Here is a 17,236-nt window from a genome sequence, read left to right on the forward strand (position 1 = left end):
CGGCTTCCACCCGTTTGATGGCTTCGATGATCTGGCTGTCCGTGAATCGTGACTTCTTCATGCTGTAGAACTCCTCAACGAGAAAATTCTACTTCTGACCTCAACGCTTTTGCGGGGGGATTACCCAGGGTGTTCAGGACTAATGTGTCCCATTCATGTCCCATTGTTGTCCTATTCATGTCCCATTGTTGTCCCATTCATGTCTCATTGTTGTCCCATTCATGTCCCATTGTTGTCCCATTCATGTCTCATTGTTGTCCCATTCATGTCCCATTGTTGTCCCATTCATGTCCCATTTGTGTCCTATCTATGTCCCGGATCGGCTGATAGGCAGCGGAATTTGCTCAAAAATCGCTGTTTGTATACGCGGCTGTTAAGCCGCGAAGGCAGATTTCAAGCGGCTCTCCGGCGTCTGGCGCGTTTTCATTGTCGGACAAAAGAAAACAGCTCGATGCGAAAAAAACTCAAATAAAACAAAAAGATAGCTGCACCCGCAGGGTGCGTAGTGTGTGGGGGGCCTTAAGGGGTCCGCCGCGCCCCTGCGGCGGGGGCCTTAAGGGACCCCGGTGAGCGTCCGGGGGACGCTCACAACGTCCACAGGACGGCCCCGCCGGCGAAGCCGGTGGGACTGGCCGCCTCGCGTGAAAACCACCGCCACCCCAAAGCAATGGGCCACCCGAAGGTGGCCCATTGGCTTTGCGACGACTGTCGGAATCAGGCGTGCGCGGCATCCTTGCTTTTGGTCACTGTCGTGAACGATACCCCGAGGGCGTCCATGACACGACGCAGCGTGTGATAGCTGGGGTTTGCCCCAGGAGCCAAGACGCGGTACAGGTTGGTCCGCGCCAGACCGGCCTCTTTGGCAATACTGCCGATGCCGCGCGCGCGGGCCACATCCCCCAGCGCCTGGAGGAACGCATCCGGGTCCGCCTCTTGCGCGGCATCCGCCAAATAATGAGCAATCGTCTCGTCATCCGTCAAATAGTTCGCCGGATCAAAATCACGTAGTTTGGTCATTTGGATGCACTCCCTTTGATCTTCGCCCATAGGCGCTTGGCCATGGCAATGTCCCGCCGCTGGCTTTTCTTGTCGCCGCCACACAGCAGAATGTAGACAACCTCTCCCTGACGGGCAAAGTAGACGCGGTAACCCGGCCCCATATCCACGCGCATTTCGCTGATGCCCTCGCCCACGGGTTCGACGTCTCCAAAATTACCGGCGGTCGCCCTGGCAAGCCGCCGCACGATTTGCGCCTTGGCCCTGGGGTCCCGCAGGCCCTCAATCCAGTTTGAGAAAGTCTCGGTTTCGCGGAATTTCAGCATGCGTTATTGTCTCTCAAAAGGGACAAAAAATCAAGCCACGAGGGACCGGCCGGGGCAAGTCCGGCCGGTTGCTCCATCCGACTATTCCTCGTCCCGGTCGTCGGCCGCCGCCTGCAGCTCTGCCTCGTCGGGGCGGGCACGCCGCAACGCTTACGGCAAATTGCCGTAAAGGTGGATTTATACGGCAATTTGCCGTATAATTGGGTTCTCTTGGAGGACAACCACCATGGCACAAACTTCCCGACTAGAGGCCCGTATCCCGACCGGCCTGATGGAAATGGTCAAGCGCGCAGCTGAAATGGAAGGCCGTTCGCTAACCGATCTTGTAATCACATCCCTGCAATCCACTGTCGTTAAGACCTTGGAGCGCGCAGAGGTCATTCGCCTTGCTCAAGTCGATCAAGCAAGGTTTGCTGCTGCACTTATCGACCCGGCTCCGCCGACGCCGGCATTGAAGCGTGCAGCGCTGCGTCATCGCCAGCTGGTTCAAAGTAAATGACCCAGCCGGCGTACGTCATCGAGCGCCTAGCCGCGCACGACCGCACGCAGTTCAGCTGCGGCGTTCCCGCCCTGGATGGATATTTCAGCAACACCGTAAGCCAGGACGTACGCCGCCGAGTGGCCACCTGCTACGTGGCTGTAGCCCCGGGCGGCGCAATTGCGGGCTTTTATACGCTTGCAGCATCGAGTATCGTCCTGGCGGACCTGCCGGAGCAGCAGAAGAAAAAGCTACCGCGCTACCCCAGTGTTCCGGTGGTTTTGATGGGGCGCCTGGCCGTGGATTCCCATTTCACTGGAACGGGGCTGGGTGGCACCCTGCTAATGGATGCTCTAATGCGCTGCGCGGACGCCGAAGTTGGAGCCTATGCAATGCTGGTCGACGCCAAGGATGAAAGCGCTGTACGGTTCTACAGGCACCACGGATTCATTTCATTCGAGCGTGAACCGCTGCGACTCTTTTTACCCATCGCCTCGGCGCTGCAGGCGATCAACGCGCAGTAGTCCCGGACAACGAGCAACGGGCCGCATTTGCGGCCCGTTTTGTTTCTTCCAGTCTGGTTGAACGCTCACCTGCCCCACCTGCGCAAAGCAGATGGGGCGTTTTGTTGAAATGCACAGTCCTAACGATGGCTAGAGCACGGATGCCCAGCATCATCGCGGCAACTAGGGCAATGGGCAATCTCTTCAAATTCAGCAGCTAAACACTGTCCTGCCTGCCAAGCCGAAATCAGGTCCGGCACATCAGAAAAAAGTACAGGCACGGCAACCACATCTCGTGCATAGTCGTCCAGGCCAAGCTGATGGGCATCAAAGTAGGCATCTAGCATGGCGTCTTGTTTCTTTTCCTCATTGAACAGGCCGGTGGCGATACCCCAGGCAATGCGGATCGTGATGCCGCGCAGGACTTCACAGTTGCTGTTGTTGGCCTGAATCGACTGGTTCCGTGACACTTTGAACTCCTGATAGTTGGTGTTTTTGTGCTGACCTGGACTGAAGATTCCGAGCCCCTGCGTAGGTTTTCGGATCGGGTTTCGCAGTTCGGCGGCTGCGCGTTGTATGCCGCCCGTCCTGTTAGTTCGTCGCCCTTGCCGATCTGGATCACGCAGTGACGACCAGAAAGGGCGGGCGCGGAAGCCGCATGCGGAGCGCAGCCCGCGAGGGCGAGCACCGAACGGGTGAGCACCCGGCGCAGCGGACCCTTGGCGGAAGGAACGTAGTGATACAGTCGGCGGTTTAGGGCGACGGGCTGACAGGACAGGCGCTGCACCCGCCGTGTTGCGATCCCGGTCCGGCCGCGCGGCGAGCGCCGCCGGGCCGCGCTTGCGCGGTCCCTGACCGCGGCCATCGGCCGCCAGCAAGCCAGCACGTGCTGGCGCGCAGCGTCGGCTCTGCCGGCGCGAAGGCGAGAGGGATGGAAGCCCGCAGGGGCGAGACTGGCGCAGCCAGGCTCGACGCGAAGCGCGACAGCCCGGTCCCGCCGGCGCAGCCGGCGGGGCACGCCCTGGCCTTTGCTCATTGGCACAGATGCATGCCTGGCCATATCCAGGCTCTTGTCCGCGCTGTAAGACCGAAGAGCAAGCTGCGCAGCCATAGGCGGCGGTGGTGTTTAGCAGCTAAACACCACCGCCCTTCCCCCAAAACATTGGCTGCGATACCGCCCCACCATTGCAGCCAACAGGGACGCCTCTAGCGGCGGGGCCGAGGCTCGCGCAGTACCTGTCGAGCGAGCTCGTTGAGATTGATTTCCTGACGCGCTATAGCCCGGACTTCATCTAGAGGCAGAGATTCAAGAAGGCGTGACATGCGCCGCTCATATTCCAGCGCTGCCAACCTCGGCCAGGATTCATGCTTCGCGATGGCGGACAGTTCTTCGCGATTGTTCCTGCCGTAGCCCTGCAGGAAGGCGACCAGGCCCTGGGTCATTGCGTTGTCATCCCGGCTCATGCTGCGAACCTGTCTTGGTGGGCCAGATGAAGGCGTTCCACAGCGGCGGCGTGATATTTCGGGTCCATTTCGATGCCATAGAAGCGTCGGCCGGTCTGGCGGGCGGCCACGCACGTCGATCCGGAACCTGCGAACGGATCCAGCACAATGTCGCGCGGCCGGCTGAACGCCTCAATGAGCGGCACCAGACATTCCACAGGTTTCTCGGTTGGGTGGTGGCGGTTGCCGCTGTATTTCCAGGGCAGCACGTCAGGCAGCGGCTTGTTCGGCACGGCCGGCTGGCCCTTGGCCAGCAGGTAGGCCGACTCGTGCTGGTAGGCGAGAAAGCGCGACTTCGATTGATACGGCTTGGCGAAAACGATGTGCCCGACGGCGCGAAAGCCGGCGGCGCGCCAGGCAGCGAAGAAGCGGTCCACGCGGTTCCAGCTATAGAAGGAGATGCAGAAGGCGTCATCGCGCAGGACACGGAACATTTGGGTAAACGCCGGCACCAGCCATTCGTCACGGCGATCATTGGCAATGCTGCGGCCGGAGCGGTCAACGTAGTTGACCAGGTACGGCGGGTCGGTCAGAACGAGATCGACGCAGCGATGGGGCAATGTGGGGAGAATGGACAGACAATCGCCCAGGACAACACGGCTCATGGTTGGCTCCTTGCGTGCAGCAATGGCAGCCGATCTGCATTGCACTGCACGGGGCAGGCGGGCGCAGGCCGGAAGGAGCCGGTCAAGGGACGTGGAATAAATAGCGAGCGCGAGCGAGCGGTTTATGCCGCGAAAGCCCTTGAAAGGCCGGACGCGGCTACAAGGCCGCGCGCCGCGGCCGGCCTGTCCGGAGCCGAAGGGCCTGCGACGGTATGCACCGTGCAGTGCTTGACGACCGTGAATTGGCAAGAAGACAGGCGCGGCAGCGCCGCGCCAGGCCCCCAAAGGGGCCCAAGGCCGGAGGCTAGAACAGCGTCATTTGACCAGTGGCGGCCGCCTGGCGCGCCGCTTTGGAGAGCGCCGGCCGCCGCAGCACAGGAGCTACCGCCTCAGTCAGAACAGATTCGCCGGCCGGCGTTGGCGCGGCGACGGCTCCAGGCGCAGCCAGCAGGTCGCGCGTGGCCTGGATCGCCTCGCGCTCGCGCAGCCGCGCGCCCCAGCCTCCGATGACATGCGCCGGCGTGTACCAGTGTTCCCATTCTTCGGAGGTGAGCGCGTTGCCGTGCACGACGATCGCCGGGATATGCAGCAACGCCAGCTGCAGGTAGGTCATGTGGACACACCGGCGATCTATGTCGATGGCCACCACGTGCATGGCCTGCTGGTAATTGACCTTGGCATCGTGCAGCGCGTGAGCGGCGGCGATGATCATGCCGCCTGCGCCGCATGCCGGTTCCAGCAGCCGTATGAAGCCGTGCTGGTTTACGTGATCGGTGAGTTTGGGGGTGTCGCCCAGAATCATGCCGCCCATGAGACGCGACACCTCATAGGGCGTGAAATACTGGCCCGTGCCTGCATTGCCCATGTCCAGCATCATGAACGTGCTGCCCAGCACGTCGCCGAAGTCGCCCGTGGCCACCTGCTCATCCCAGCACTGCACCAGCAGCGCAAAGGCCTCGACCAGCCGCTGCAGCTCGTCTTGTGCGTAGCGACCCACAATCTCGAGGTAGCGCGCCTCTCGCTTGTCGAACTGCGCCCGATCGACGGCGTTAGCCAGCGCCAACGCACCCATCTCCGTCCAGTCCGACCAGGTGCGATCCAGGCCGTGTGTACGCGAGAGATCGCGCAGGATCTTGACGATGGCTTGTTGCCGCTCGTCGGCCGATTGGAGGAATTTACGCTGTTGTGCCTTCGTGGCCATGTGTGTGCTCCGGTTGCCAGGGCGGGAATGCCCGGAACCGAAGGACACGGCGCAGCGCAGGACTCAAGTGTCGAAGACGGCCGGCGGCCGCAAGCGGTGCGAGCGCAGCTCGCACCGCGCCGCACTTGAATCCGAGAACGCCGTGGCACCCTGACCGGGAATGCAGACCCGCCCACCCGTGGGGCTTGCCGCAGCGGTGTTCGCGCGCAGATGTTTCCTAGCGATGTCGCTTAGCAGGGAGCAGCCGTCACCACCAGGCGGCCGCGCCACGGAGAGAAAGGCCCGCTCGGAGCGGGCCTGCAGGCCTTAGTCGATGGCCGCGAAGATCGCAGCCGCCTCGGCGTGCTCGCCGGCGAAATCGCGCAGGGCGTAGTACTTGTCGACCAGCACGCTGCCGTGCGCCTGTTGGCACACTTCGCACAACGCATACAGCGTGGCTACGATGCCAGCGGCGTCTGCCGACATAATGCGGTCGCAGTAGTTGAGCGGCCAGATGATGTGCAGTGTGTCGTAGCCAGCGGGCGCCAAGTAGAAGCCGCCCTTGATCTCGTAGTAGTTCCAATACCCGCCTTGGTAGTCAGGCGAGAGGCGATCCATCCATCCGTAGACGGTCAGTTCGCCGCGGAGCATGAGGCGTTGGCCAAAGTGCTTGGGCAGGAAGCCCATGCGCTCATCATCGGGGACAAGGCGGGCAGGTGCGAGGGTAGCGTGCGTCATGTTGTGCTCCTTGAGAGTGGGCCCGGCCAAGTGGCGGGACGGGAGCACTGGCGCCCTGCGGAACAAGCGCCGGGGGCAAGGGGACGTGGAATAAATAGCGAGCGCGAGCGAGCGGTTTATGCCGCGAAAGCCCCTTGCGCCTGGTGCGCGCAGGGCCAAGATGCGCCCAGGCCTGACACCTGTGCCAGGCCACTCTGCGGATCACACGAGCAAGCTCTTCGCTGCGAACGACAGCGATTTGGCGAATTCAAAGGCTGGTCCCGCTGGATCTCCTGCTGGACGGCCTCGCGTGCCGTTGCGAGGATCTCTTTCGGCGTGGCCAGCCGCATCGCACCAGCGGAATCTCGTACGAAGAGCGCGTCCACGGCGTGATTGCCCGTCGCTCCTGGGCCGTGCTGCAGCGCAGCGGTCAAGTGGCACAGCTGGCCGCCTGCCCCAAGCGCGCCTGTGGCGGCGCGCTGCACGTGGCGGCGAGAACAGCGCGGCACAATTGGAGCACAGGCAAGGCCGATCACACCCTCCGCCCGACCGCTCGATCGAAGTGTCCAATATCCAGTAGGCCATACAGCACCGTGGCGAATGGCTCGCCGCTAATTCCGTTCCCGCTGTCATATACTGTATATATATACAGTTATATCGCCATGCCCTTCAAATCACCCCTCACCTTCGACGAGCTGCGCGCTATCAGTGCGCGTAGCCCCGCTGGCTCCGACGGCCGCGCCCTGCTGTGGGAAATTAAACGCCTGCAGGACCGCCTGCGGCGTGTCGCGCAGTACCTGCACGGCGGCTCGTCGCAGTACGGCGTCATCTACGACGCGCTGATCACGGAGCTCAACGGCGAGCCGGCGGTGCAGGACTGGTGCGCCGACCACCGCGACGGCGTGCCGCTCGGCATGCAGCGCAATCCTGCGGATGGCGTGCCTGACGCCTGAGCTCTGTTACAAAATAGCCATTGCCAATACAGCCATTGGCTGTATAATTACCTCATGCGCTGATTGTTCAGCGCCCCGCGCCTCGGGGCATACAGGGGCTGGAGAAGAAAATGTTCAGCGAGTCCAAAATGGCTAATCATCCCAACCGCGCCTCGCGTCCGGGCCCCACCCCGGCCGAGGTGCGTACCGCCAGGGGCTACGTGGGCCACACGCAAACCCAGGCCGCCGAAACCGTATACGTCACGCTCAGCGCCTGGCAACGCTACGAGCAGGGAGAGCGCAGGATGCCGCCGGGCCTGCGCGAGCTGTACAGCCTCAAGACCGGCGCGCCGGTATATGCCGTCTACGATAGCGCTGGCCGGCACGGCGCCATCTACGGCGTGGGCGAGTCCATCGGGGCAGCCCTCCAGGATGCTGATATGGCCGGCAAACTGGTCCCCATGTCGCCGGACGATCACTACGACGATGGCGTGGTGGTGGACATGACCAATGCGAGCCGCGTTTCCCCGGATACCGAGTTGGCATACGGCCAGCTCAAACTGCGCCGCTGCTCGGTTAGGCTGTATCAGCAGGTGCTCGCTGGTGCTGGTGGCGGCAGGATTGAGTTTGAGATCGCGCGCGATGGCATGCTGGACATCCCGCAGGATGATGATTGACGAGCGCGGCAGGGCCTGGGCATAATGATTTCGTTCCCCGCCATGCGGGGATGAACCACTTTTCTCGTCATTGAGAGTAGTGTTGGCCGAAAGGCCAGTTCCCCGCCTCGGCGGGGCCAGGGCCGCCGGGCTATCTCGGCGGCCCTTTCCTTTTGCAGTTACAAAAAAGTTCTTGCGAAGGTCTCAATATCCGGCTCGCTGCTGTCAGACGCCCCAAACCGCCTGGCTGGGGCAAACGAGCAAACACATGGATGCAACGGGCAAAAAAAACATGACCTCCGATGACCTCCGCGCATGGCAGGCCCGCCACGGGTACACCTACAACAGTGCAGCGGCAGCGCTGGGCATATCCCGCGCGACATACGCCCGCTACCTCGCGGCGTCGGGCGATCTGCCGCGCATGCTGGAGCTGGCGTGCGCGGCAATTGATGCGTGCCCGCCCCGACGCAACTCGTCCTAGGTCTGTTCGCACGTCAGGCCGGCGTTGCGGACACCCTGATGTCGAGCGCCGCAGGCGAGAGTGTTTGGAGGTTCTGTGTCTCATTGGGACCTCGTGTGGGCCGGTGGGTATGTGGGTGAAACCCCGGAAGCCGGTGGGCATACCCTGTGGGCAAGCGCGTGGGCAGGCGGAGCCTGTCCACCGTTTGTCCATCAGCGGTTGTCCACGGGCCGAGCGCAGCGAGCGGGGTGGTCGCGCAGCGATCATCCACATATCCACGGGTCCGGAATTTTGACCCTGCTGTGTGTTTAGCCGCTAAACGCTCGCGCGATGTCGCCACCCCGCGTCACTACGATGGAAAAACCTCCGGCGTTGGGGCGGGCATTAAAATATACGCACAAAAAGATGGAAATGTCAGTGACGGCATCCGCAAGGCCCTCAAGCTGGCGTCAAAGAAGTAGCGCCGGGCGCCTGCGTGGAGTCTGATGATTGAAGCGTTCCCCCACTCCCCTGTTTGTGGCTGACGCGCGGCTGGATGCCATTTCCGGCCGACTGGCGCTTTGCGCCCACGGCGCCATACCCGTACCGATAATGGACGCGCCGTCCGCCATCCTCATCGAACCAGGCGCTTCGGTATCATCGCGGGCGGTTGAGGTGGCTGCAGGGTTGGACGTCCCGCTGGTCTGGGTGGGCGCTGGAGCCACGTCGTATGTCAACCACGCAGCGCCGCAGAGGCTTGCGCGCATTCAGCAGCAGATCCGGATTACGAGCGACCCGGTGCTCAAGCGCGCGGCTGCTCGTCGATTGTTCCAAGTCCGATATCCGCACCGTCGCCTGCACCCGCGACACTCGTTGGGCGTAATACGTGGCTCGGAAGGCGCATTCATGCGCGAGCTGTACCGCTCGATGGCCCGTCGGCATGGCGTCGCGTGGCAGGGCCGGAACATTCACGATCCCTGGGATAGCCTGGATCCGATCAATCGGACACTCAGTGCGGCACATTCGTGCCTCTACGGCATCTCCCACGCCGCGATCATCGCCACGGGATTCGTTCCGTCGCTGGGCATCCTGCACCGCGACAGTACCGCGCGCGGCCTCGTGTTTGACATCGCCGATACGGTCAAGGCGGACACGACGATTCCTCTGGCGTTTCAAATCGTCTCGACCGGCTGCGATGCCCCAGAATGGGTGGTTCGCCATCAATGCGCGAAACTGTTCCGCTCTGGGCATCTATTCTCCAGGCTCATGCAAATCACCATCAGCGCCTTTGAAACCACCGTCACCACATGACGACGCTACACTCCGCGCTGGCCCATGCACAGGCTGCCAACCATTTCTATCCCGACATCTGGCGACGGATTGACGAAGTGCGAGCGGACGGCACTTGGCCACACTGGTGTTTTGTGCCCATCGGCACGGTCCTGAAACTGATGGCAGAGGATCCATACTGGCACTCCGAGTGCAGTCGGCGTGCAGTCGACATGGCTCAGGACGCGGCCAGGCTGGCCAGCATCGCTGCATGGCGCACGACGCAGACCATATACAGGTTCGATTCATCGCTGCACGATCTGCTGCGAGACGCCGACCCAACGACACGCGTCCCCACCGATATTCTTCTCATGCTGCCGGAGTGGTCGATCTACATCGAAACCCCCGGACATACCCTGTCGACCAGGCCGTTCCACGGCGTATTCGCACACTGTGAATGGGATTCCCGTCCAGTCGGTGGGTCGGAGTTGCGGCTGCTGCTTGATTTTCAGGATGAGTTGATGCCAATGGCGATTCCGTTGCGCCATGAATCGATTCCAGAGGCACTGGAGGCACTGGGCGTCAACCATCCTGAACTCGCCAACGTTGCCTCGCAGATTGTGTCCATGCTGCTATACATCTGCAGCAAGGCGGCGGACCTCGGCGAACACAGGCCGTTGCGGCCGCTGCCGAGACACACGAAACGGGGACCACGGACGTTCCCCGCCGCCGCGCCGACGGCTGTCGACGTAGGCGTGCAGATTGGCAGCGCGCTGCGCGCCGCCAAGGCCGCTGACGGCAGTGGTGAGACTGGTGCGTTGGCTGGATCCAGATCGAGTCCACGACCGCATTGGCGCCGCTGGCATTGGCACACCTACTGGACAGGCAGCGGTGCTGATCGACGCATGGACCTGCGCTGGATGCCGCCAATACCTGTCAACATTCAAGCCGTCGACGCGGCTCCCGCCGTAATTCGTCCGGTTCGCTGATTGTTGTGCGCCGATCCAGCGCTGCTTTGGCCGCCTGGCGATGGCGAAGACGGCAGCACGTGGCAGATCTCAGGAGGAAGTCCGCTTGTTTAGCGTCATTTCCGCACCCTACTCCTTCCAGATGGAACGACCCGGTTGCCCGTTCCATATCGTGTTTAACCGCTAAACTCTGCCCTCACCGCCAGGGTTCCTCTCCGTGGAAGTCCCTGAAACCCCAGTCTTTCGCAAGCTGTTCCAAAATCTTCGAGCCGTTTTCGAAGTAGCTGTGGACTTCCTGAACTGGGCGCGAGTCCATTCGCAGCACCGCGATGCAGTCCTCCCACAGCTCATGGTCCAGACAGCGAAGATCGGTGTTGTCAAATGGAAAGCGATTGCCGTTGTAGAGATTCAGCAGGAACCTGGCAACGACCCGTGATTGCCGGGTATCGCCCTGCGCGACTGGGAGGAGCCGGCGCAATGCGGCCTCACCAGCTGCCAATATGGCAGGTTGTGCCTGTTCCAGGTGCTGCAGCTCTTCTTGCATCTTTACGAAGGAATCATTTGCGAACGCCTTGATCTCAATCGGTTTGGCTGGCGTCGGACCTGGCTGTCCCTCGGCCACGTTCTCTTCCGATTGCGCGACAGCCTCAGGCTTTCGAAGCGCCTTGACTTGGGCGCGCGTCACTTTGGCGCCGTCGCTCAGAATCGCAGCCACGGCTTCAGGATTCTCGCGGTGAGCCACCACCAGCTCTTTCGCCAGGGTGACGTCCGCGACCTGCCCGTTTGCGACGGCTTCCGCCACAGGCTCCGGCAGGTTAAGCATGGCGGCGTGCATGCTCACCCATGCCCTGGACTTGCCCATCTTGCGCGCGACATCAGCCTGTGACATGCCCTGCGCGAGCTTTGTGCCGATGAAATCCGCCATTTCGCGGCCCGTGAGCTGCTCATGATGGAGGTTCTCCATGACCTGGTCGAAGTCGTCGAAATCGGGGTCTTCGTACGCCGGAATCTCCTGAAGGCCCGCTTCGATCGTGCCGAGGTAACGGCGGTGGCCGTGATTGATCACGAAATCGCCCGGGATAGTCGGATGAGGTCGTACCGAGATGGGGCACAGCACCCCTCTCTTGCCTGCTTGCACTCTTTCGCGAATGGTCGCGGCCATCTCCGTAATGCTCTCCGGGCTGAGACCAGGATTGTTGGCGCGACGAACATTATTCGGATCCAAATGGATGCGAACCACGTCATACATCCTGTAGCCGTCGTGTTGCTGGGGGCTGTCCAGCATCGAGGCCAGCTCGCCCAGGCCAGCCAGGTCGAGGCCGCCGCTCGTATCGTGTTTAGCCGCTAAACTCATTTCGCCATCTCTATCTTGTCCAGTACGTATTTGCCCAACGCGCGCATCTCCGCACCGGCAGCGCGCGCCGCGGTCTTTTTGATCTGCCAGACCGGCTCACCGACGGCCAATGCCGCGGCCACAGACGTGCGCAGGCCAACGACGACAGGAGCCAACAGGTTCGCGTTGGCGGCCCGCATCTCTTCCAAATGGCGGACCTGACGCGGATTGCGGCGGTCGACCCGGCTGGGGACGATGCCCAAAAACTGCAGCTTCTGATTGCGCTGCTTGGCGTTCAGAATCACCCGCATCATGTCTTTGATCCCTTCGATGCTGTAGTCCTCCATCTCGACGGGGCAAAGGACGCCGTCGGCCGCATGCAGTGCCGCAGCCAACGGAATGCCAAGCCCCGGCGCCGTGTCCACGACACACAGGTCGTAGCCGGCATTGGCAAACTGCCGAAGATTTGCCGGGAAATTCTTCAGTGCTTGACCAAGGGGCATAAAGGTGACATTTGCCATCAGGCGATCGGCATTGATCAGACCGATGAGGTTGTCGGAGTCGGGCACCGGCGGCGGCGTGTCGCCAAAGAGAGCACTGGCCGGCACATCCAGCCGGTACTGGCTCATCGTCTTCGAGAGATTGCCCGTGTCCAAATCGACGACAAGCACCTTGTGGCCGACCTCAGCGGCATGAAACGCGGCGTGCGCTGCGCTGGCCGTCTTACCAACGCCTCCTTTGCCTTGTGCGATAACGACGGTTTTCATGTGGTTTCCTCTTGTCCGTGACGGGACGACGCTCGCAGATCTCATTTCGGCTGACGCGCCCTCGTACTGCTACAGACGCGACGATGCAAGGCACGCAGGCGTTCACCGTTGTGCCACTTCATATCCTTCTGATCGCCTGCCAAAATGCCGGCCACCGTAGATTGCGATATGCCAATTTCCTTGGCGATCTGGGCCTGGGTCCACCCAGCGCGCACCAGGTCGTGAATAAGTGCTTTCCAGTTCATTATCGAAGAATATCGGAATTCCGATAGTTGTGCAATCGGCGTGCCGATCAAGAACGGCTTCAGAATTCCGATATGGTGACCTTTGGACGACGACTTCGAGCCGCGCGCCTCCATGCGCAGCTCAGCCAAGCGGCAGCCGCCAAGAAGGCGGGAATGTCGCAATCGACGTTGTCCGAACTGGAAAACGACTCCTACCCAACGTCGACATTCACGACTCGGTTGGCCCACATCTACAATGTGAGCGCACGTTGGCTCGCTGATGGCGAAGGTCCAATGAGGGTCGCCGATACTGTCGTGGCTGAGGAGTCCGCGACCGAGACGGAATCGGCCAGGCCTCGCTGGCCATTCAGTCCTCGCATCACGCCTGAAGCCTATGACGCCTTGGATGCGTCAACCAAAGAAGACATCGAAGACTACATCGAGCTCAAGATCTCCAAGTCAGCTGGTGCCTCTCGCAAGGTCGCTTCTCGGAAGCGCACGCCTCGCAAAAGCGCTGCGCGCCAAGCGCGCGCGGCAGCCTGAGCCTCCGCAGTACAGCCGATCTCATGATGGCCGCTGCAGGTCCGGCCAAACCTCCCAGCAGTCGTGAGGCCGAAGAGCAGGACGCGGAACACCCGTCATGCGCTCGATGGCCACGCCTTTTCGTGGCCCAACAAGCTTGTAACCGTAGGCAATTTGGCGCACATACTCCCAGCTCGTGCCATGCGCTACGCAAAGCACCCGAGCCTCGGACAAGGGGGTGTTCTTCAGCCACTCAACGAGGGCCTCAATACGGGGATATCGTTTGGCGGAATTCATATGTACCAAATAGTACGAGCTCTAAGCACGTGTGTCTTGTACTTTTTGGTAAATACATGTCAGGTCATGCAGAATCCGTCGCATGGACGCCGCAGCGCACGAGATGCAGGTCCGCCGGGACCAATTGAAAGCGTGGATTGCTGCGCATTACCCCAGCGCGCGCGCATTTTGTCGGGCCCATGGCCTGAACGAGAGCGAGATCTCACAACTGCTGCGTACCAAAAGCTTTGGCTCACGCCGAGCCCGTAATTTGGAGCAGCAGACCGGCATGCCCTTCCGATACTTGGAAGGTACGCCCACCGGCGCGCAACACCACAAAGTTTCGCCGGGCACCGCCTACACCCGCCCCAACGCCACCACGCCATTCAAGCCATGGCCATTTCGCCTCACTTCTTATGAGGATCTCATGGCCTTGACCCCTGAGAAGCGACACGAACTTGACATTCGAGTCTCTGAGTTTGTCGCGGGTGCGATTCTGAAAAAAAGAAAGGCATAACGAACAACCTTGCTCGGCCGGCCGCGACTCCGTCCTACGGGCGTGCACGGTCGCCAGTCGCCCCTCGTTGCGACTGGTCTGGTCTGCCCCCGGCAAGGATTGAGGGCGGGACGAGCAAAAAGCCCGCATTAGTCGTCAGTTTTGCATCAAAACGTATCAAATATTCCGTTTTGTTGCTTTTCCGTCACACCTCAAAAATGTACCTAATAGTATTGACTAACTATGTACTAAATAGTACAGTTATTCGCACATGCTCTTTAACAACACGCAACATCCGTCCTGCGTTCGCTGTGAAGCGACGCGAAGGGGAGCTGGCTGCGAGGAATGGAAAGCCCCAGGGACGAAAAGAAGCAGCAAAAGTCGATGCGCCTATTGGTGACCCGTGAAGTCCGCTGGCCTACCGGGGCAGAGAAAAAAACAAAAACAGGGTACCCGCCAGTGAAAAGAACCAACGCACATCGATCTCGGAGGTGTCAAAAAGAGGCTCGTCTGAGAGCCGTGACGCCGCTCGAGGCACTGACGGCGACCATATCGCCCAATGCCGAGACCGAGCGCCCAAGCAGCATGCCTCCCGTGGCGGGTAACGGGTTGGGCGAACACCGAGCCAGGAGACCAACTGGCTCGCGCCGTGCAAGTCGGCAGGATGACCGGCCATGCGTCGTGGTATCTCGCGGCCGGCATCCGAATCGGCGTTCAATCAGGCGTCGCGGTTTAGCGGCTAAACACTGCCCAGAGCGCTCCGATTCGGATGATCTCCTCTTTCTGAATAGGACTATTGATCCAAATGCAGCACCGGACGGGACGAACGATCTCCCGTCGTGTCGCGCCTCGCTGGCAGACGATAACCGGCTGTGCCATCGAGACTCTCTTTTTTCACATCAACCCACTCGCACCTCGGAGCACAGGGGCCTTGTCAATGACAGGAGTACAAAATGAGCAAATTTTCCACCGTTGTGGCCGCCAAGTCGTGCGCACGCAATGTTGTGCTCGGCGGTGCTGCGTTGATTTGCGCGTTGGCCATTGTCGGTGCGCTGATCAATGCTGGCCCCACCATCGGCCGCGCTATCGCGGACGTCTGGGACTGGCTCCTATGGACCGTAAGCCTGGGCGGCCATTTCTGGGCCGCGGCGGCGGTTGGCGCAGTCGCATTGGGCGGATCTGCGTGGGCCACCTGCCTGACGGCCAAGCTCCCTAAAGACGCTCCATGCGGCACGGGAATCAAGCTGTTGGCGCTCAATGGCTTCTGCTGGTGCATGCTTCTTGTGGCAAACTGCGCCGTTCGCACGACCTATACCGACACGAGCCAGCTGACCGCCTATGAAAAAATCGCCCTGGTAGGATTGGGGTTGCCAATGGGGCTACTGCTGCTCGGGGCGGCATGGCTAACCTTAATGGCAATCGATGGGCCAATCGACGATCAATTACGCGGCTACTGACAATGTCTTTTACCAACGAGAACGGATCCGGCATCTGGGAGCTATCGCTGAGCCAACGGGTGGTACTTGGCATCTGCCTGTCGCTCGCCGTGTCAGCAGCCATCATGTCTCAATCGATCGATTCCGCGTGGCCTTGGCTTGCGCTCGGAGCGACTTGGATGACCGCCGCAGTCGCTGCACGAGGCATCTACACGCAACGCGGCGCGAATAGGCGGCTGTTCGGGGGAATCCTGGCTACATGCGCGATTGTCCTTCTGGCGAGTTTGCTGATACTCGCTGAGCGGGTTTACTACACTGGAAACATGCACTATGCGCGGTGGTTGACCAACGGCGAACTGGCCGCCGGCACCACGTGGCAAGACCTGATGGCGGGCCCGTGCAAAGGGCGCAGTCCCCTGGAGGTCAACGAACAAGCGGATGGCCAGTTTCTCATTCGATGCGGGTTGCTGTGGAGCAATAGCAAACTATTCCTGTCCACAACGTTCCCGGAGGAAGGCCGCAAATGAGCAAATACCTGCCGTGGATTAAGCGCAATCTGGGCCTGCCCCTATTGATGGCATCCATCACAGCCATCACCCTCGGCATCTACCAGGCCAGGGAGGCGACGGCCACCCAATACGCGGTGCTCGAGCAGATGTATCTCGACGGCACGCCCGAGTTTCGAGCAGCCCTGGCAGAGCTGGTCGATGAGCCGCTCAGCCGCTGGACATATTTCGGCCTGTCGCGGGCCTACTGGGAGGAAACTCGAGCTCTGGCATTGCCTCACGATGTCCCCGCGCCCGAGATCGATTCCGCGACAGCGCGTCGGGCACTCTGGGACACAGTGAGACAGCGCACCAGCCGGGGCAGGGTGCCGTGACGAGAAACCATCGCAACCGCTCCTGGCGGTCGCAGTGGCGCATGACCGTTTCAGGCAAAATGGCTGTCCACAAGAGTGGCACCATCGCGCAGCTGCTGCACGACGGCTGCGACTCTCACGCCCAATTGAATGTTGATGGCGTTTCGCCCGAGCAGCGGGCACGCTGGGATATGGCCACGCTACAACGACAAGCGGAGAAGCTGCTGCGCGAATCCGCCCGCGATGCGCCAATGCCCCGGGCGCGCAAGGCACTGGCCGGCAACTCAACGTCGTAGTTCATTGAAGGACGTTCGTCCCAACCAATCGAGGGGGCTAGCCTCCCCAAACCTTCCATTGGCCCTGATGTCGCCGGCTGTGACGGCAACCTCGGGGCCATTTCATTGGAATTTCCATCATGAAAAACATGCTCAATGATCTGAAAGACGACGTGCGGCAATTTGCCTCGGCCTGGCGCACGTGCTGCACGGCGTACGGGCACCTCCCGACCCATTGCGTGTTCGTGGGTACCAGCCTCGGGGCCGGCATGTTTCTGGCAGCGTTCATGCTGCTGGCCGTCGCAATCGCGGCCAGGCTTTTCGACAACGAGCAAATCGTTGAAGTGGGTGTCAACGCCGGTTGAAAACTGACCCACTTTCGTCGGAATCGTCGGAGTAAAACTGACCCACCCCGGCGTCCAAAAAACCTAGCTCCTGATCTTGATATTCCCTGCTTTGCGCTTGTCCTTGAGTCG

Annotated in this window: 24 protein-coding genes; 14 read left to right on the forward strand and 10 right to left on the reverse strand. The window is 61.1% G+C overall.

Features of this window, described 5'->3' with window-relative positions:
• Positions 1-714 precede the first annotated feature (714 nt).
• Both NGJ44_RS22185 and NGJ44_RS22190 read right to left on the reverse strand, forming a co-directional pair.
• Complete coding sequence (locus NGJ44_RS22185) at positions 715-1,017, reverse strand: addiction module antidote protein (RefSeq protein WP_053244104.1); 303 nt, start codon at positions 1,015-1,017, stop codon at positions 715-717.
• Positions 1,014-1,322, reverse strand: coding sequence for a type II toxin-antitoxin system RelE/ParE family toxin (locus NGJ44_RS22190; RefSeq protein ID WP_251865857.1), 309 nt, complete (start codon positions 1,320-1,322; stop codon positions 1,014-1,016). Before NGJ44_RS22190 ends, NGJ44_RS22185 begins: the two co-directional genes overlap by 4 nt.
• A 226-nt stretch (positions 1,323-1,548) precedes the next feature.
• Here NGJ44_RS22190 and NGJ44_RS22195 point away from each other — a divergent pair, with 226 nt between their 5' ends.
• Positions 1,549-1,821 carry a type II toxin-antitoxin system TacA family antitoxin gene (locus NGJ44_RS22195; RefSeq protein ID WP_082308223.1) on the forward strand — a complete coding sequence of 91 codons (273 nt, stop codon included), beginning with the start codon at positions 1,549-1,551 and terminating at the stop codon, positions 1,819-1,821.
• The gene (locus NGJ44_RS22200; protein WP_053244073.1) at positions 1,818-2,324 is read left to right on the forward strand and encodes a GNAT family N-acetyltransferase; all 507 of its coding nucleotides are present in this window, start codon (positions 1,818-1,820) and stop codon (positions 2,322-2,324) included. Before NGJ44_RS22195 ends, NGJ44_RS22200 begins: the two co-directional genes overlap by 4 nt.
• Before the next feature lie 119 nt (positions 2,325-2,443).
• Here NGJ44_RS22200 and NGJ44_RS22205 read toward each other — a convergent pair whose 3' ends face one another.
• The 5 genes from NGJ44_RS22205 to NGJ44_RS22225 all read right to left on the reverse strand — a co-directional run bounded on the left by NGJ44_RS22205 (position 2,444) and on the right by NGJ44_RS22225 (position 6,329).
• Complete coding sequence (locus NGJ44_RS22205) at positions 2,444-2,773, reverse strand: hypothetical protein (RefSeq protein WP_251865859.1); 330 nt, start codon at positions 2,771-2,773, stop codon at positions 2,444-2,446.
• A gap of 736 nt (positions 2,774-3,509) precedes the next feature.
• The gene (locus tag NGJ44_RS22210) at positions 3,510-3,767 is read right to left on the reverse strand and encodes a hypothetical protein (RefSeq protein WP_053244077.1); all 258 of its coding nucleotides are present in this window, start codon (positions 3,765-3,767) and stop codon (positions 3,510-3,512) included.
• A complete protein-coding gene (locus NGJ44_RS22215; RefSeq protein WP_251865860.1) occupies positions 3,764-4,411 on the reverse strand; it encodes a DNA methyltransferase in 648 nt (215 codons plus the stop codon). The genes NGJ44_RS22210 and NGJ44_RS22215 overlap by 4 nt, the downstream gene beginning before the upstream one ends.
• Positions 4,412-4,715: 304 nt before the next feature.
• Positions 4,716-5,612, reverse strand: a complete 897-nt coding sequence (locus NGJ44_RS22220) for an N-6 DNA methylase (protein ID WP_251865863.1) — start codon at positions 5,610-5,612, stop codon at positions 4,716-4,718.
• A gap of 306 nt (positions 5,613-5,918) precedes the next feature.
• On the reverse strand, positions 5,919-6,329 hold the full coding sequence (locus tag NGJ44_RS22225) for an antirestriction protein (protein WP_251865865.1): 411 nt from the start codon (positions 6,327-6,329) through the stop codon (positions 5,919-5,921).
• Between the two features lie 641 nt (positions 6,330-6,970).
• Between NGJ44_RS22225 and NGJ44_RS22230 the strand changes: the two genes are divergently transcribed.
• The 5 genes from NGJ44_RS22230 (at position 6,971) to NGJ44_RS22250 (ending at position 10,593) form a co-directional block, all read left to right on the forward strand.
• Entirely contained in the window at positions 6,971-7,261 is a 291-nt protein-coding gene (locus NGJ44_RS22230; protein WP_053244093.1) for a hypothetical protein, read from the forward strand.
• A 110-nt stretch (positions 7,262-7,371) separates the two neighbouring features.
• Positions 7,372-7,917 carry a helix-turn-helix domain-containing protein gene (locus tag NGJ44_RS22235; RefSeq protein WP_251865866.1) on the forward strand — a complete coding sequence of 182 codons (546 nt, stop codon included), beginning with the start codon at positions 7,372-7,374 and terminating at the stop codon, positions 7,915-7,917.
• Between the two features lie 247 nt (positions 7,918-8,164).
• Positions 8,165-8,377, forward strand: a complete 213-nt coding sequence (locus NGJ44_RS22240) for a helix-turn-helix domain-containing protein (RefSeq protein WP_251865868.1) — start codon at positions 8,165-8,167, stop codon at positions 8,375-8,377.
• Positions 8,378-8,845: 468 nt separating this feature from the next.
• Positions 8,846-9,646, forward strand: a complete 801-nt coding sequence (locus NGJ44_RS22245; RefSeq protein ID WP_251865870.1) for a CRISPR-associated endonuclease Cas1 — start codon at positions 8,846-8,848, stop codon at positions 9,644-9,646.
• Positions 9,643-10,593 carry an AcrVA2 family anti-CRISPR protein gene (locus NGJ44_RS22250; protein ID WP_251865872.1) on the forward strand — a complete coding sequence of 317 codons (951 nt, stop codon included), beginning with the start codon at positions 9,643-9,645 and terminating at the stop codon, positions 10,591-10,593. Before NGJ44_RS22245 ends, NGJ44_RS22250 begins: the two co-directional genes overlap by 4 nt.
• Positions 10,594-10,768: 175 nt before the next feature.
• Here NGJ44_RS22250 and NGJ44_RS22255 read toward each other — a convergent pair whose 3' ends face one another.
• Genes NGJ44_RS22255 through NGJ44_RS22265 form a run of 3 tightly spaced genes read right to left on the reverse strand, consistent with a single transcriptional unit; the run spans position 10,769 to position 13,046 of the window.
• Positions 10,769-11,926, reverse strand: coding sequence for a DUF7673 family protein (locus NGJ44_RS22255; RefSeq protein ID WP_251865874.1), 1,158 nt, complete (start codon positions 11,924-11,926; stop codon positions 10,769-10,771).
• Positions 11,923-12,672, reverse strand: a complete 750-nt coding sequence (locus NGJ44_RS22260; RefSeq protein WP_251865876.1) for a ParA family protein — start codon at positions 12,670-12,672, stop codon at positions 11,923-11,925. Before NGJ44_RS22260 ends, NGJ44_RS22255 begins: the two co-directional genes overlap by 4 nt.
• Positions 12,673-12,713: 41 nt before the next feature.
• Complete coding sequence (locus NGJ44_RS22265) at positions 12,714-13,046, reverse strand: helix-turn-helix domain-containing protein (RefSeq protein WP_235488924.1); 333 nt, start codon at positions 13,044-13,046, stop codon at positions 12,714-12,716.
• Here NGJ44_RS22265 and NGJ44_RS22270 point away from each other — a divergent pair.
• The 7 genes from NGJ44_RS22270 to NGJ44_RS22300 all read left to right on the forward strand — a co-directional run bounded on the left by NGJ44_RS22270 (position 12,990) and on the right by NGJ44_RS22300 (position 17,125).
• The gene (locus tag NGJ44_RS22270) at positions 12,990-13,439 is read left to right on the forward strand and encodes a helix-turn-helix domain-containing protein (RefSeq protein ID WP_082308228.1); all 450 of its coding nucleotides are present in this window, start codon (positions 12,990-12,992) and stop codon (positions 13,437-13,439) included. The genes NGJ44_RS22265 and NGJ44_RS22270 overlap by 57 nt on opposite strands.
• A 358-nt stretch (positions 13,440-13,797) precedes the next feature.
• Entirely contained in the window at positions 13,798-14,211 is a 414-nt protein-coding gene (locus NGJ44_RS22275) for a hypothetical protein (RefSeq protein WP_152967967.1), read from the forward strand.
• Positions 14,212-15,143: 932 nt separating this feature from the next.
• Positions 15,144-15,647, forward strand: coding sequence for a hypothetical protein (locus NGJ44_RS22280; protein ID WP_251865877.1), 504 nt, complete (start codon positions 15,144-15,146; stop codon positions 15,645-15,647).
• Between the two features lie 2 nt (positions 15,648-15,649).
• On the forward strand, positions 15,650-16,153 hold the full coding sequence (locus tag NGJ44_RS22285; RefSeq protein ID WP_053244096.1) for a hypothetical protein: 504 nt from the start codon (positions 15,650-15,652) through the stop codon (positions 16,151-16,153).
• The gene (locus tag NGJ44_RS22290; RefSeq protein WP_053244097.1) at positions 16,150-16,506 is read left to right on the forward strand and encodes a hypothetical protein; all 357 of its coding nucleotides are present in this window, start codon (positions 16,150-16,152) and stop codon (positions 16,504-16,506) included. The genes NGJ44_RS22285 and NGJ44_RS22290 overlap by 4 nt, the downstream gene beginning before the upstream one ends.
• 41 nt (positions 16,507-16,547) lie before the next feature.
• Positions 16,548-16,781 (forward strand): hypothetical protein, encoded by a 234-nt coding sequence (locus NGJ44_RS22295; protein ID WP_251865879.1) that lies wholly within the window; start codon positions 16,548-16,550, stop codon positions 16,779-16,781.
• Between the two features lie 119 nt (positions 16,782-16,900).
• Positions 16,901-17,125 carry a hypothetical protein gene (locus NGJ44_RS22300; RefSeq protein WP_251865881.1) on the forward strand — a complete coding sequence of 75 codons (225 nt, stop codon included), beginning with the start codon at positions 16,901-16,903 and terminating at the stop codon, positions 17,123-17,125.
• Positions 17,126-17,236: the final 111 nt, after the last annotated feature.

The organism is Achromobacter sp. Marseille-Q4962, from assembly GCF_943737005.1.
In the GTDB taxonomy this organism is placed as follows: Bacteria; Pseudomonadota; Gammaproteobacteria; order Burkholderiales; family Burkholderiaceae_B; genus Achromobacter.